This is a genomic window from Roseinatronobacter bogoriensis DSM 18756, from assembly GCF_004366635.1.
GTDB classification, from domain to species: Bacteria; Pseudomonadota; Alphaproteobacteria; order Rhodobacterales; family Rhodobacteraceae; genus Roseinatronobacter; species Roseinatronobacter bogoriensis.
Genome location: NZ_SORN01000014.1, coordinates 16,355 through 30,963 on the forward strand (window position 1 = coordinate 16,355; position 14,609 = coordinate 30,963).

Below are 14,609 nucleotides of genomic sequence, written 5' to 3' on the forward strand. Positions count from 1 at the left end.
ACAATAATTTCTTTGAAGTGCTTGCATTCGAGGAGTTTCTAAAATGAGAGACGAAAATCAATTCAAAACCTGGCTGGAAGAAGGTGGGGCACAGACCCAGAATGGACGAAACTCGCGTGCCTATGCGGTTCGAACGATTGAAAAGAACCTCACAGCGCTTGGGCTGCCATATGAAAGTCTCGACGACGCGTGGGCTGTTGATCAGTTCGCTGGCGTTCGCTTGCGCCTGAAAAAGATGCGTGACGATGCCCGTGCTGGCGGTGAAGATTATCGGATTCTCATGCCGGATTCAGAAAGGCCACACAATCGGCTCTCCAACTGGAGCAGCTGGCTGGCGCAATACGGGCGGTTCATTTCAGGTGAACCACCACGCGCTGCAAAGGATGCAGATCGCATTCGGCAACATGTTATGGAGCAGTATATCGAGCCTGCGCGCGAAGATGGTCTCGCTCAGGTTGATGTTCTGGTCCGAGACGTAAATGATGCGCTCAACCTCAATCAGGGCTGGCCAAATGTGTGCCAGGCACTTGCGGGTCGAATCTTCCAGGACTTTGCACAATTGCCGCCCCCAGAACGGATTGGGGCCGACCAGAGCCCAGCAACTGTATTCCGTTTCTATCTGGATGGCCGCAGTGTGGATCGGCTCGAATTGGAGAAACTACGGAAGCGTTTTCTGGCGCTCTGTCCGGACTTCAAGAGTTTTATCGAACCAGGAACAGGCTGGGCGCAACGCGAAAAGGCATACAAGATAGTCGCAATAGACAGGGTCCGCGAAGCGCTCAAAGAACAGCACGACAACGAGGCCCTCGGCAAATCGGTCTTCGAGATCCTGAAAACTGCGTCCCAGGATGGTCCATTCGTCAGATGGCAGACAGAAGATTCTATTGTGAATAAGGCACCGGAGCTGGCCGGGGAATTTTATGCGGTGATAGGCGGCCTGATCCAGTCTGATGAACCATCTGAAACCGCCGTGACCTCGGCATTCGATACGCTCGCCGATCTGCGTGAGCGCGGAGCAACTTCACTGACCTATGGCGAGCGTTTGAACATTGTCTTTTCAACATTGGCCATGGTTCGGCCGAACGAAGCAGCTCCCCTGAAGGTGACGCGGATTAATGAAGCATGGGAAATTCTTACAGGTGAGAAACTCTTCGTCGATTCAAAAGCCGACATTGGCAACGACTATCGCCGCTTTGCCACAGTGTTCTCTGAGTTGTTTGAAATTATGCGGGATGAGTGGCGGTGGCAGCCTCACGACTGGCTTGACCTCCAGGGTTTTCTTTGGATCGCCATCGACAAGACCACTCCCGTGCCCATCGACCCCAATCAAGACTTGGCGGTGGATTTACGTCACGAAGGAACTGTGCTCATGAAGCCTGTAAATCTCATACTTTATGGCCCGCCAGGCACCGGGAAGACCTATAGCTCAGCGGCAGAAGCCGTTCGACTCTGCGGCGAGGAAGTGCCGAATAATCGTGACGCGCTTATGGAGGTGTATGATCGGCTACTGGCTGAAGGCCGGATCGAATTCGTAACCTTCCACCAGTCCATGGCCTACGAGGACTTTGTCGAAGGGCGGCAACCCATGACTGGAACTGAAGACGATGAAAGCAGCGCTTCAACTGGGTTTAGACTGGAACCTGTGCTTGGGACTTTTCGGCGTATCGTCAAGCGCGCGGAGACCAGCAAAGGCCGCGCGTCGGCTGCAGACAGCCTGAAGCTGGCCGGACGGCAAGTGTTCAAGATGTCGATCGGTGAGGCCAATAATCCTGAAGACGCACATCTGTTCGAGGATGCGATCAAGGGCGGTTACGCGGTTCTTGGATTTGAAGACATCGACTGGAGCGACAAAAGGTTCGAGGCGCGAGAGGCCTTCATCGATGCCTGTAAAGCCAAGGGCGCACACAACGCGAATGTCGATGCCCGATCCGGTGTTGTCCAGATGCCGTTTATCTTCCGAAACTGGGTGCGAAAGGGCGATATTGTCGTCGTTTCAAAGGGCAACGCTCTGTTCAGGGCCATTGGCGTTTTCACGGGAGACTATGAATTCTGCCCAAGGCCGGAAGGGGACTATGGCCACAGGCGGGCCGTCCGGTGGATTTGGGTGGATCGGGAGGGGGCACCGGTCGAAGAAATCTATTCACGCCGGTTCATGCAGAAATCGATTTACATGCTCTTTGACAGCGAGCTGAACGTGCCAGCTCTCGAGCGCTATATGAACAGCCAGCAGGTAGAAGGCACGGCTGATCCCGAACCCTTCGTCCTGATCATCGATGAGATCAACCGCGCCAATATCTCGAAAGTGTTCGGGGAGTTGATCACGTTGCTGGAGCCAGACAAACGGCTCGGTCAGCGCAACCAGATCAAGGTGCGTCTGCCCTATTCCGGAGATGAATTCGGGGTGCCGTCGAACCTGCACATCCTCGGCACGATGAATACTGCCGACCGGTCTATCGCGCTGCTCGACACAGCATTGCGGCGGCGTTTCACCTTCCGCGAGTTGATGCCCGACCCGTCCGTTCTCGAAGATGCAGCGGAGCGTACCGGGATCGACCTGCCGCGCATATTGACCACGATCAATGATCGTATCGAGTACCTGTATGATCGCGAACATCAGATCGGGCATGCCTATTTCACGGGCTGCGAAACACGCGGTGATGTCGATGAAATCATGCGTCACAAAGTGATCCCGCTTCTGGCTGAGTATTTCTTCGAAGACTGGGCCAGGATCGCCGCAGTGCTGGGGGACTTGGAAACGCATGACCGCGACATCAGCGGTGGGTTTCTGAACCGCTCGGCGCTCAAGGCGCCGCCGGGACTCGATAACGGCGAGGCTCTGCCCCGGTTTCGTTGGTCGGTTCGCAGTGTGAAAGAGGGCTTCAGCTATACGCGGCTGCTGGAATCATGATCCGACGCACCCTGCGCGAATGGCAGCGCATCAGCTACGGCGATGATGAGGACTCGATCCCCGAGGCGCATGCTGACCGGATCGTGGCCATAGCGCAGCGGTCCAGCTTTGCGGGGCGAGGAGGTGAAGGGGTGCTCGAACATGGCCGCAAGAGCTTGCGCGCTCGGGGCGTAGTGGGTGTCATCGCAGCGCCTGGATGCCAACTCGAAATCCTGCCGAAGATCGAAGGGCTGGGTGAACGCGAACCCAATGAGGCCGACCTGCGCAGACGACTCATCCACATGCTGGGCGTCGTGCATGACCTGCCCATCGATGCGGGATCCATGGCGCAGCTGGGATGGCAGCGCGACACTGTGCTCGAATTGCTGATCCGGCTGTTCTGTGGGCGTCTTGCTGATGCGGTGCGCCAGGGGATGCCAAGGCGGTATCTCGAGCATGAAGATGACCTGCCTTCGCTGCGCGGGCGACTGGATGTCACACGGCAATTCTCACGCCACGCTGTGGCGCCCCAGAAGCTCGCTTGCCGTTTCGATGATCTTTCTCCTGACATCGCCCTGAACCGGGTGATGCGCGCGGCCATCACACGCTTGCAGCGACTGGCGCAGGCGCCCGACAATCAGCGGATGCTGCGAGAGCTTAGCTTCGCCTATGCCGATGTCACCGATGTGCCAGTCAAGGCGCTGCGCTGGGATATCATCACGCTTGATCGTACCAACCAACGCTGGCGGGAACTTCTCGCCTTCGCCCGGCTGTTCCTGTCAGACAGGCATCAGCAGACCAGCGCGGGAACGATCGACGGTCACGCCTTGCTCTTTGAGATGAATACCTTGTTCGAGAATTATGTCGCCCGTCTGCTGCCCCGTGCCCTGGCTGGCAGCGGTCTGAGGGTTGTGGCGCAAGGTGGTCATCGCGACTGCCTGTTTGACGGAGAAACGGGTCGCTTTCGGACGAAGCCAGACCTGATCATTCGGCAGGGGGAGCGAGTCGTGATGGTTATCGACACCAAATGGAAACGCATGACCCCACAGATTGACGATCCGAAACAGGGCGTCAGCCAAGGAGATGTCTATCAACTCATGGCCTATAGCCAGCTTTATAACTGCCCGAATGTCATGTTGCTCTATCCGCACCATGGTGCGCTTCCAGCCGATCCGATCTTCACAAGATATGCGATCGGCGCGAAAAACGCAGCTGTGACCCTGTCTGTCGCCACATTGGACGTCACCGGACCATCGCGTCGGCATATTGAAGAGCTACAGCGGCTGACTGATCTCTGCCATTCGGCGGCTATGCCAGCTTGAAACTGGTATGGCCGTTGTTCAGTCTAATCCTGTCTGGTCGGCTTTTGATCATTTCGGGCTTTCTCGAAACACGCGCCGATCATCTTGGGGTCGATTTCCGGCTCGTCCCATTTCATCGCCGCGCCCCTCCAGCGTTCGATGGTCGCCTGCAGTTTGGGATCGTCAGCTTCGAGATGGAAGGTGTAGAGGCGATTGACGATCTCCTGCATCAGCTGGCGCATCTCGGCGTCATCGATGCGCGAGACTTCCGACCACGGGATGCGCCGACCGTCCGCGTCCACGACGAAAACATCCGAGAAGTCGCCGATCCGGGTGACAGGGGTCAGTCCGGAATGCAGTGTTTCCAGCTGCGTATTGCGCACGCACAGCATCGCCATGATCTTTGCGAGATTCGCAGCGACGCGTTTTTCATCTTCGGGTTTCATGCGGTCAGATTAGCGGGGTTGCGGGGCGCGCGCCATCAATTTGGCGGATGATCTGTCCTTTCACTCGCAAGCTCGCGCCAGCTCTCTCAACACCGCATAATCCGCCAGCCATTCAGCAATCAAGGTGCCTCCCGGCAGCGCGGCAAGTTCGTCTGCCACGCGTGCCTGTTCGGCCCGGCTGTATTCCACCACCGGCGGACAGGCGCTGGGCACCGTGTCAAAACTGCCCTCCGCGCAGGCGGTCAAGAAGATCATCGCGGCTGCGAGGGCGGCGTGCGGCTGCGTCCAGCATCTGACGTTGAATCTCATTCGTGCGCTCCAGTTGCTCAAACCGCTCGGCGGCGCGACCTGCGCGTTCGCCTGATCGACGTAGGTTGATCAAAAACAACGCGATGGTGAGCACGACGAGGGCGAGTGCCGTCACCCGCCGCGCCCATGGCGGGGCGAGTAGCCCGACCACAAGGCTGGCCCACATCAGCGCAGGCCCTTCTTCCAGTCATCCATCCGCGCCCAGACGGCCACCGCGATCCCGCCCAGTGCCAGCGCGATGAATAGCCAGCGCAGGATGTCGAGATGCGGCACCAGCGGTAGAATGGCCCCTTGCGCCTCGGCCAGAACCTCCTGCGCCACCTCGACCCCAGCGGCGCCGACGGTCGCCACACCAGCCGCGCCAGTGCCTTTCAGTGTGCGGCTCTGCGCGATGGCCTCGCGCGCGGGCGGTGTTTCCGCCGCAAACGCTGTCGCCCGCACCGGGAACCGCTCGCCCCAGACACGTCCGGGCCCAAGGTCGAGATGGATGAAGCCCGAGCGCGGGTAGAAGCCAAAACCCAGAAACCCCACCTCGCGGGCAGCGGCCTCAAACGCCAGCGGATCATGGTTCGACATGGCGATATCGAAGGCCGTGCCGTCCATGTGTTTTGATCTCGGTGCGCCGCCGACATTGCGGTTATGCTCTGGCGAGCGATAGGCGGATCGGACGATCAGCGGCTTTCCCAGCCGGTCGCGCAGGGCTTGCAGCTTGTCCAGCGCCTCGGGGTGCAGCTTCAGCTGGCCCGTGCCGCGACAGGCGATCTCTGCAGGCGAGAAGTTCTTCCAGCGCCAGAGGCCGTCGGGGACATCGCGGAAATGGCGGAAACTGCGGATGGGGTCAGACATGGGGTCTCTCCTGTGGGTGATGGGCATGCGAAATGGGCCGCAGGCCCGAGAGGGCAGCGGTGGGGATGTGTTGGGCGTGCGGGGTCGTCAGTGTGCCAGCGAGGCATTGCGTGTCGGTATGGACAGCGCGCGCTGGGCGTTCCTGTCAGAGGGCAACAGCCAGTCGCTGTCAGTTGCCATCCCTGCGCTGGAAAGCAGCAAAGACCAGATTGCGCATGTCGTGGATATCGCGCTCGATCCGGGCGAGGCGGTCATGATCGACGCGCCGGTCCTCGTCGCGCCGCTTCTCGATGCGGGCGCGCTCCTCGGCCAGTTCCTGCTCCAGCTTGTGCAGCAGGGCCTCGTTGGTGAAGGCTTTGCGCGTGACAGCAGTTGCCAGCCCGGCAATGAAAGTGAACCAGACGCCAATGGCAGCGGCCACGCCATGATCGCGCAGGGCGCGCGTGATTTCTTCGATCAGGGAGGTGCGGTCAGTCATGCTGGCTCCTTTTGCGCGGGCAAGGCCAGCGGTTCAGTAATCGGTTTCGACATAGACACCGGAACAGTCATAGGCGACGGCGCCTGCGGTGCCGCCATTGTTCATGTAATTGCGGGGGCTCAGGAGTTGGTTGGCGGCAGGGAGGTTCGCAATGATCTCGACCTCGGCGATGGCGCCCGAGACTTCCTCCACGACGCGCAGCCAGACCGAGGCGGCATTCGGGGCGGCGTAGAGGAAGAGCGTCAGGACGTTTGTCGGCGCATCGACTGGGAAATCTGCCCCGAGATCGATCAGCGTGGGCGCGCCGGAGCCTGAGTTATGCACCATCTGCCAGTTGGCATGGGTGCCGCGCTGGAAGCCGATCCCGATGGCGTTGACGACGGCAGAGAGGGCCAGCGCGGTCGCAAGCGCCGAGGTCGAGCCGATCAGCCCGAAGAAGCCCATGCCAGTGGGCTGCAGCGTCGTCAGCGAGAGCCGGTTCACATAGGTGAAGCCGCCCAGCCCCTCGGCATTGCCGCGCCAGCAGACCCAGCCGGCCGAGCGTTCCTCGGCCGCGGCGTCCACTGTGGCCGCGCTGGTCATCCGCCAGCGGCGCATGGAGGTGGAGAGGTTCGTGGTGGCAAGGCCGGGCGTGGAGGCGGTGCCGACGCCCGTGCGCGGCATGCCGATCGCGTTGATCGTGGTACCCGAGGACGGGGCCCAGTACGCGATCCGGTTCACCCCGAAATGCGGCTGCAGCGGGAACAGCCGCCCCGAGGGGCGCATGACCTCGAGCCAGGCCGACCCCGCCCGGTCACGGGCGTAGAGATGGATGCGGCCTGCGGGCGGCGGATCGGGGGGCGTCGCGCGGCCGGGCAGGACCATGGGCTCGGGCAGTTCCACCCGGCCACTGGTGCGGTCGATGCGGATGGCGTCAAAGTAGGCCGATCCGTCCGGGCTGACCTTGAAGCTGAAGTCGTCGTTGCCGAGGAGACCGATCAGGGCGCGGGCCGAGAAGCCGGTCTTGAAGGCGAAGGCGGCATCGTCGCCCGGCGCGTTCTTGTTGAAGGTCGCCTCGATGCCGTTGCCCGCATGGTTGAAGAGCATCGCGGGGGTGTTGATCGAGAAGCGGTTGTAGCTGTCGGCCGTGGCCCAGCCGAGGCCGAGTTGCTGGGCGGTCAGGTTCGCCTGGGGCATGCCAACCTGTGTCACGCTGTTGGCGAAGGTCACGGTGGGCGTGTTGATCACCGTCGTACCGCCCGCACCTGCGGTGGCCGAGCCGATGTTGACCACGGTGTTCGACCCGGACGCGCCGCCGGTGCCGATGTTCACGGTCTTGGTGGTGCCGTTGGTGGTGGCGCCGGTTCCGACGCCATAGGTCGCAGTGCCGGTGGAGGTGCCGAGGGTCGCCGTGCCCCCGGAGGTGGTCAGGGTGCCGGAGAAGGTCTTGTTGCCCGAGAAGGTCTGCGTGCCCGCGAGGATCGCCAACTCGCTTGAGGTGTTGGGCAACGTGTAGGTCCGGGTCTGGCCAGTGGAGATGGAGGCGAGCGAGAAGACCGCCTTCTTCGTCGGATCGGCATTGTTCACCAGGCTGAAGACAGCATCAGACACATCTCGGGGTTCGCCGACGCTGGCCCAGCTGGAGCCGGACCAGACGAAGAACGCGCCTTCCTCCGCGACCCAGACCAGCCACCCGGGGCGCGGAACGAGCCGGATCCACGCGCCATCGACCCAGAAGGCGATGTTCAGGTCCCATCCTGCCCATAGATCAGTCGCGCCCGAGGCGACAAGATGGCGGTCGCCGTCGGCGGGGCTCGCGGGCGGGGCGGTGCGCATGCGGTCCAGCACCGCCAGCTGCACCATGGCGTCCAGCAGGCGCAGCGCCTCGTTGTGGGTGACATGCTTCTGGGCCTGCGCGGCCAGAATATAGGGCAGCAGCAGATTGCTGGTGGTGTCGGACATGGTGATTTCCGGTTGTGATTTGAAAGAAGGATCAGAAGAACAGCGTGACTGTCCGCGCTGCTCCGCGCCCGATCAGAGTGGAGAGCTGGGCGATGCGGATGGTCAGCGCGTTGCCGGGACCGAGCAGCGCGCCCCAGTCGGCGATCTGGTCAGCACTGGTGTAGATCGCACTGGTGGTGTTCGTGCTCAGCGTGCGTTTCACGGATGCGCCATCAAGGATATCGACCTCGTATGCCTCAAGCTCCTCGGCCAAGGCCACTTCACCCGCGTTCCAGTTGTCAGCGGCCAGCGCCCGCGATCGGCGCACCCAGCGGATTGTCAGATCGCCGGGGTTCCGCGCTCTGCGCCAAGGCTGGTCGATATGCGCGACCGAGAAAGGCCGCAGCCCGGCACCTTCGGGTGTGAATGTCTGCGCCACATAGCTGTCATCGCTGGGTGCTCGCGCGGCGGGGCCGATGCGCCAGTTCCATGGCAGGCCCAGATCGGCCTCGGAAATCGGCAGCGGGGTCAGGCTGTCGTCCAGCACCACGACGCGCGCGCCTTCCTGCGTGGGACTGCCCATCGCGCTTTCCGTGCCACGCTGACCGCGCAGCAGCCGCGTCAGGCGATAGCGCCCCGGAGCAATCAGCTCGGCCGCGCCAGCCTGCACGATCTCCCACTGCCCTGCATCCGTTTCCACCGCCAGCGCATTGGCCCCGCCAAAAAGCGCGATGTCGGCGACACTTTCCAGTGTGCCTGCGAACAGATCCACGATCAGCTCATTGCCCAGATCGAAGCGGGATGTCGGGCCAGCGTAGAAATCCGCGACCAGCAGGCCCATCCGCGCCCGCCTGCTGAATGTGGTCAGCTGCTCGAACCCGTCGCTGCCGGGGCTGCGATAGACGGCCATCTCGCCGGGCCATGGACGCGCATGGGCGGCGATCAGAGGGCGATGGGGCGCAATCTCCTCGCGCAGCTGGGGCAAATCGAGAAACAGCACATCGGGGGCACCAAACACCATCGGCGTGGCCAGTGTCGCGGGCCGGGGATTGCCGGGGGGCAGATCGTAGATCGCGCGGTCCTGTCGCAGGGCCTCAACGCTGCGAAATGTCGAGTCTGCCAGTGAGACCAGCCGCATATCGACTTGCCGCCCGTCATGGTCGAGCGCGATCACATCGCAGGGATCAAGCGCAAGGCGCGAGGGGGGCAGGCGAAACACGGCTGTTTCGCGCCCTGACCAGGCTTCCATCAGCGCGCGGCGACAGCGGCGCTCGGCCTCTTCGGGCGGGACAGCCATGGGGAAGCTTTCAAGCGCAATGCGCGTGGTGTCCACCGTGATGCGCTGCGCTTCGACTTGCGAGGCATCGTAATCCTCATCGGCCCGCGCGACCTGCCATTTGAGGGCCTGCGGCAGCTCGGTTTCCTGCGCGCGGGTGAGTTCCAGAACTTCGGCCCCGGACCCGCCATCACCGCCCGCGCCGGTTCCCGAAGCGACCATATCCTCAGCGCTGATCACAGTGACGGCAGCGCGCCCACGCATGACAAAGCGGATCACACCGCCCGTCTCGACGGCATCAAAGCCGAAATGCCGCGCGAGTGTGGCGATGGAACTGCGCGGGCTCTCCAGTGCTGCGATCACATAGCCCTCGACAGCGCCCCAAAGGCCCGAGACATCGATGCGGTCCTCGGGCAGCCCAGCGCGCAGGCAAAGCTGGCGGACGAGGGCTGCGAGCGACACAGCCCCCAGCCGCCCTGTCAGCCAATGGCCCAGCCGCCAGTTCGGGCCATCGGTCCAGACTTCGGTCAGCGCGGGGAAGAACGGATAGGGTCGCGCATCCCATGTCCAGGCCGCGCATTCGGGGACATGCACCATGCGGCCGCCATAGATCGAGGAAACCGGATTGTTGGCAGCCTCGCTCCACCAGAGATAGCTCGCCTCGAGATAGGCGCGCTGGATCGCATCATCCCGCCAGCCGCGCGAGAAATAGGGCACGAAGCTCTCGGAGGATTTGGGATCAAAGAAGACATTCGGCTGGTTGGTGCCGCGATCCACAGCGGGGCAACCCAGCTCAGTAAACCAGATCGGCTTTGATTGCGGCACCCATGCACTGGGTGTGCCGCTTTCGACCCCACCGGGGCGATCAAAGTGCGGTTCCGACCACCAGCTGCTCAGATCCTTGTAGCGGTAGACCCAAGGCTTGCCATGTGCGCCGTCAGCAATGGCCGTGCGCTGCTGTGCCACGCGATCACCGGCACTGGCATAGAACCAGTCAAACCCTTCGCCGCCTGCGATATTGGATTGCAGATAGGCGCGGTCATGGATGGCAGGCCAGCCGCCGTTCGGGGGCTCGCTTGAACCGATGGCGCTCGCCCCCTTACCATCAGCATGATCAAACCCGTCGCGCCAGTCCGAGAGCGGCATGTAGTTATCGATGCCGATGAAATCGATGTTCGGGTCGGCCCAGAGCGGGTCGAGGTGGAAGAGCACGTCTCCGCTGCCATCATCCGGCTGATGGCCGAAATACTCGGACCAGTCGGCGGCATAACTGATCTTCGTCCCGGACCCGAGAATGGCGCGCACATCCGCCGCCAGATCGCGAAATGCCTGCACCGCCGGATACGTGGACGCGCCCGAGCGGATTTGCGTCAACCCGCGCATCTCGGTGCCGATCAGGAAGGCATCGACGCCCCCAGCCACCGCGCAGAGACGAGCATAATGCAGGATCATCCGGCGCAGGCCCCAGTCATTGGCAGGGCCGGTCCAGATCACACTCTCGCCCAGAATGGCGAAACTGCCCGGTGACGCACCGCCAAAGAAGCTTGCCACCTGCGCGGCTGCACTCGCGGTCTGGTCGGCACTGCCTGCAAAACCTGCCGCTGGCGAACAGGTGATCCGCCCCCGCCATGGGAATTTGGGCTGGCCGATGTCGGCTGCGTTGTCGCTATAGGGATCGGGCAGCGTGTTCCCTGGTGGCACATCCATCATCAGGAAGGGATAGAAGGTCACGCGCAGCCCGCGCGCTTTCAGCTCCCGGATCGCCTGCACGACGGCGAAATCCGCAGGCGTGCCACCATAGACCGGACGATCTTCGGAATCACGGCTCACCAGCTGCGCCGTCAGCCGCGTCACGCCATTCACGGTCCAGCTTGCATTTGGCGTGGATTTGTCGATGAATTCGACCTTGGGCCGGATCGTGCAGTTGCCTGCGCGCAGATCATCGCCGAACCAGGACACCACGAGGCTGACGCTTTCGACGCTCGGCACCATGGCCTGCAAGCGGTCCAGCGCCACGACCATATCGGCGGTGTCGGCGACTGCATTGGAATTCTCTGCGCTGCTGATGCCGCCAAGCGTCATGCCAAACAGTCCAGCGCCAAGGCTGCGCCCGCCTTCAACCTTGCGCACGACATCTGTCGCATAGGTGAACTCACCCGCCGAAGGGATCAGCGTGACCGCGCGGATCAGCCCTTCGGCCGTGTCGGGATCTGCCAGCGGACGGAACACCTCGAAGGTCAGCTGCGGGATACGATTGCCGTAATCGCCCAGCGGCAGGTCTTCGAACATGACATAGGCCGTGCCGCGATAGGCGGGCGTGTTGGCGGCCCCCATCCGGGCCACAATAAAGGGATCGGGCTGCTGCGCGTCATCGCCCGGGTACCAGCGCCAGGTGATGCCAGAGAGATCGAGGGGTTTGCCATCGGCCCAGATGCGCCCGATGCCGGTGATCCCTCGCCCTGCCGGGCCTCCTCCACCTCCAATCTCTCCCCCGGAGAGATTGGTCCCTGCGGGACCGGCTTCGGAGCCTTCGCAGAGTGCGACCGCGAATGACGCATAATAGAGATACTCGGTCGTCCTGACCCTCGGCCCGCCGCCCTTGCCACCGCCGCGCTGGGTCGTGGTGCGCGTCTCCTCCCGAAAATCCGTGGCCCAGATGATATTGCCGCCGATCCGCATGCGTCCAAAAACGCGCGGGATGACCGCCCCCTCGGTCGAGGAGGTGATGCGCAGCGTATCGAGCCGCGCACCTTCGATGCGTTGGGCAGGTGCCAGCGAAGAGATCAGCCAGCTGTCGATGGCCGAGCCCACTGTCGCCCCGATCATCCCGCCAATGGCCGCACCCGACAGGCCAAGGAAAGCTCCGCCAAAGCCCAGCCCGATGCTGGAGCCAACAGCGCCAAGGACAAGGGTGGCCATCTACATCAATCTCTCAAGGGGAACAGGAAGGCAAAGGCGATGCGCCGTTGCCAGGCGGGACTGAGCGGCTGCTCGATCACGCCGAGCCGCTCATAGGCGTGGATGAAACTGTCAGGTCCGGTGAGGATGCCGACATGTTTGGCGATGGCACGCGGCATCATCCGGAATAGGAGCAGCGCGCCGGGTGGGGCCTGCGCCGGTTCGACCTCGATCATCATTCGCCGCGCGCCTTCCGCCATTACCTCGAGCGACCCGGTTTCGCCCCAGTCCCGGCTGTAGGGCGGGATCGGGAAGGGTTCGGGCCCCACAACCTCGCGCCAGACGCCACGCGCAAGGCCGAGGCAGTCACAGCCCACGCCGCACATGCTCGCCTGGTCGTGGTAGGGTGTGCCGAGCCATCTGCGCGCAGCGGCGATGACGATAGAAGGTTCGGCGCTCTTGCGCTGGCTCACTGTGATTGCATCCCTCACAGAACACCCCCTTCATGGCCACCATCGCGCGAGGCGTAGCGCAGAATGGTGTCCTGTCCGGGGATGTGGGGAAAGCCCCGGAAATTGACAGTGTTGGCGAACTTTGCGCTGCAGGTTTCGATCCGCTTGTCGCAACCAGCGTGGATGGTGAAACCGTCGCCCTCAGTGACAGCGCGCACGGGCGCTTCCAGCAGCGTAAGTACGGCCACGCCATCTACCAGATCATGCGCCAACACCTCCGCCCGCCCTCCGGCATTGGCACCAGAGGTCCAGTGGACGGTTCCAAAGGCAAACCAGCCGGAGGCAAAACCCGACAAGCCATAGGCGGTGAAAGCCCGGTCGCGCAGCAGGTCGATGACAGCACCGCTGCCCTTGTAAGCCGGGTTCTCCAGATCGACGCCGCAGCGCGCATCGCCCAAGCCCGCATCGCAGCCTGCCTGAAACGTCCGCCCGACAGTCTGGCCCAGCACATGCGCGAGGCTGCGCACCTCGGCGACAAAGGCCATGCGCCCGCGCCGGATTTGCCCCACAGCGCCCCAGCGCATCAGCACCCGCTGGCTGGTGTCCGCCCAGTTCACGCGCCAGAGCTCGACCTCGGCCGCATCCCAGCGCCCGTCGAGAATATCCGTCTCGGTGATCCGGTCCGAGGACAGCACGCCTTCCGCATCCTGCGCATCCACCGACAGGTCCGACCCGGCGCGGATTTCTGAGGCCGCAAAGCCGCTTTCGGGCTCGAATTCGGTGCCCTCGAACACCAGCGCGCAATCGTGATCGGTAAAACCGAAGCTGACCCCATCCGCGCGGGTGATGCGCCAGCACCATGCGAGTGTCGTGGTCCCTTCGTCGAGATGCGCCTGCAGTGCTGGGTCGATCTGTTTCATCGCCGGATCTCCAGCAGGGGAATGGAGGTGATCGAGCCCAGCCGCTCGATATCGAGGGTGACGTCCAGCGTGTCGCTGTCGAAACGGACAGGGACGTCGAATTCGAACCCGGCGGTTATGGCTATTCCCGCCGCCGGGGCTGTCCCGAATGTCACCACGCCAGTTGTCGTATCCACCGACCAACCGCTGACCTGTTCAACCCCACCCAGCGCAAGGCGGACGCTGCCGGCGACAGGCTTGGTGATGGCGCGGGTCCAGTTCTGGTCGCCGGACGTGTAGCGTTTCAACAGCGCGAAACTGGTCACGCTGCCATTCCCGGTGCCAATGGGCTGGTCCAGCGGCCCGGGCAACTGTGAGGGCGCGCAGGATTTGTAATCCGACCAGTCCTTGAAGCGAAACCCGTGCAACCGGCCATTCCGCGCTTCAAAGAAGGCGACGACAGCGGCCAGATCATCGGCGCGGCGAATGCCATAAGCGACATCATAGCGCCGTCGCGAGTTGGCCCAGCTGGCATTGCGCTCCTCAATGCCCGAGCCCAGCTCGACGATCTGCGTGCGCCGCTCGGGACCACCCCGCGCACCACGGCTGATCGCGTCCGGAAACCGGACCTCGTGAAAAGACATCTGATCCTCGTCTCAGGAAGTAGGGGTTTGCTCAGGAAGCGGGTCGACTGAGGAGCGGCTATCGGGACTATTTCTGCCGTTCGCTACTGGTGCTCTCATGAAAGTCAACTTAGGTGTTTCATCCCGGATGATCACATTTCTCCTCGGCGATCCGCCCGATTTAAGAGCCGAAGACGAAGTTTGAAGTTGAAATGACTTGTTTAGCAGGCAGGTTCAGGCGATCTTTACGATAGGCGAAATGCCACTTGCAGAG

At 62.6% G+C, this 14,609-nt stretch carries 12 protein-coding genes; 2 read left to right on the forward strand and 10 right to left on the reverse strand.

The window, feature by feature from the left end; genetic code table 11:
* Window positions 1-43: 43 nt before the first annotated feature.
* Window positions 44-2,908: an AAA family ATPase gene (locus EV660_RS18870; protein ID WP_198510662.1), complete on the forward strand. Its 2,865-nt coding sequence runs from the start codon at window positions 44-46 to the stop codon at window positions 2,906-2,908.
* A complete protein-coding gene (locus EV660_RS17490) occupies window positions 2,905-4,209 on the forward strand; it encodes an McrC family protein (protein WP_071479565.1) in 1,305 nt (434 codons plus the stop codon). Before EV660_RS18870 ends, EV660_RS17490 begins: the two co-directional genes overlap by 4 nt.
* 23 nt (window positions 4,210-4,232) lie before the next feature.
* Here the strand turns inward: EV660_RS17490 and EV660_RS17495 are convergent, their stop codons facing one another.
* From EV660_RS17495 to EV660_RS17540, 10 genes are all read right to left on the reverse strand, one after another.
* The gene (locus tag EV660_RS17495; RefSeq protein WP_071479566.1) at window positions 4,233-4,634 is read right to left on the reverse strand and encodes a hypothetical protein; all 402 of its coding nucleotides are present in this window, start codon (window positions 4,632-4,634) and stop codon (window positions 4,233-4,235) included.
* A 60-nt stretch (window positions 4,635-4,694) separates the two neighbouring features.
* Window positions 4,695-4,847, reverse strand: coding sequence for a hypothetical protein (locus EV660_RS19075; protein WP_331250875.1), 153 nt, complete (start codon window positions 4,845-4,847; stop codon window positions 4,695-4,697).
* Between the two features lie 4 nt (window positions 4,848-4,851).
* Window positions 4,852-5,109: a hypothetical protein gene (locus EV660_RS17505; protein ID WP_071479568.1), complete on the reverse strand. Its 258-nt coding sequence runs from the start codon at window positions 5,107-5,109 to the stop codon at window positions 4,852-4,854.
* Window positions 5,109-5,789, reverse strand: coding sequence for a YcbK family protein (locus EV660_RS17510; protein WP_071479569.1), 681 nt, complete (start codon window positions 5,787-5,789; stop codon window positions 5,109-5,111). The genes EV660_RS17505 and EV660_RS17510 overlap by 1 nt, the downstream gene beginning before the upstream one ends.
* Before the next feature lie 169 nt (window positions 5,790-5,958).
* The gene (locus EV660_RS17515) at window positions 5,959-6,267 is read right to left on the reverse strand and encodes a hypothetical protein (RefSeq protein ID WP_071479570.1); all 309 of its coding nucleotides are present in this window, start codon (window positions 6,265-6,267) and stop codon (window positions 5,959-5,961) included.
* A 33-nt stretch (window positions 6,268-6,300) separates the two neighbouring features.
* The gene (locus tag EV660_RS17520; protein ID WP_071479571.1) at window positions 6,301-8,208 is read right to left on the reverse strand and encodes a DUF2793 domain-containing protein; all 1,908 of its coding nucleotides are present in this window, start codon (window positions 8,206-8,208) and stop codon (window positions 6,301-6,303) included.
* Window positions 8,209-8,239: 31 nt separating this feature from the next.
* Window positions 8,240-12,382: a baseplate multidomain protein megatron gene (locus EV660_RS17525; RefSeq protein WP_071479572.1), complete on the reverse strand. Its 4,143-nt coding sequence runs from the start codon at window positions 12,380-12,382 to the stop codon at window positions 8,240-8,242.
* Window positions 12,383-12,387: 5 nt separating this feature from the next.
* A complete protein-coding gene (locus tag EV660_RS17530; RefSeq protein WP_071481863.1) occupies window positions 12,388-12,834 on the reverse strand; it encodes an NlpC/P60 family protein in 447 nt (148 codons plus the stop codon).
* Window positions 12,835-12,848: 14 nt separating this feature from the next.
* The gene (locus EV660_RS17535) at window positions 12,849-13,733 is read right to left on the reverse strand and encodes a DUF2163 domain-containing protein (RefSeq protein ID WP_071479573.1); all 885 of its coding nucleotides are present in this window, start codon (window positions 13,731-13,733) and stop codon (window positions 12,849-12,851) included.
* Window positions 13,730-14,356, reverse strand: coding sequence for a DUF2460 domain-containing protein (locus tag EV660_RS17540; RefSeq protein ID WP_071479574.1), 627 nt, complete (start codon window positions 14,354-14,356; stop codon window positions 13,730-13,732). The genes EV660_RS17535 and EV660_RS17540 overlap by 4 nt, the downstream gene beginning before the upstream one ends.
* Between the last annotated feature and the right edge of the window lie 253 nt (window positions 14,357-14,609).

Bases quoted from the DNA above. Each gene is read 5' to 3' on its own strand.
- EV660_RS18870 (WP_198510662.1), top strand. From the start codon at position 44: ATGAGAGACGAAAATCAATTCAAAACCTGGCTGGAAGAAGGTGGGGCA.
- EV660_RS17490 (WP_071479565.1), top strand. From the start codon at position 2,905: ATGATCCGACGCACCCTGCGCGAATGGCAGCGCATCAGCTACGGCGAT.
- EV660_RS17495 (WP_071479566.1), bottom strand. From the start codon at position 4,634: ATGAAACCCGAAGATGAAAAACGCGTCGCTGCGAATCTCGCAAAGATC.
- EV660_RS17505 (WP_071479568.1), bottom strand. From the start codon at position 5,109: ATGTGGGCCAGCCTTGTGGTCGGGCTACTCGCCCCGCCATGGGCGCGG.
- EV660_RS17510 (WP_071479569.1), bottom strand. From the start codon at position 5,789: ATGTCTGACCCCATCCGCAGTTTCCGCCATTTCCGCGATGTCCCCGAC.
- EV660_RS17515 (WP_071479570.1), bottom strand. From the start codon at position 6,267: ATGACTGACCGCACCTCCCTGATCGAAGAAATCACGCGCGCCCTGCGC.
- EV660_RS17520 (WP_071479571.1), bottom strand. From the start codon at position 8,208: ATGTCCGACACCACCAGCAATCTGCTGCTGCCCTATATTCTGGCCGCG.
- EV660_RS17525 (WP_071479572.1), bottom strand. From the start codon at position 12,382: ATGGCCACCCTTGTCCTTGGCGCTGTTGGCTCCAGCATCGGGCTGGGC.
- EV660_RS17535 (WP_071479573.1), bottom strand. From the start codon at position 13,733: ATGAAACAGATCGACCCAGCACTGCAGGCGCATCTCGACGAAGGGACC.
- EV660_RS17540 (WP_071479574.1), bottom strand. From the start codon at position 14,356: ATGTCTTTTCACGAGGTCCGGTTTCCGGACGCGATCAGCCGTGGTGCG.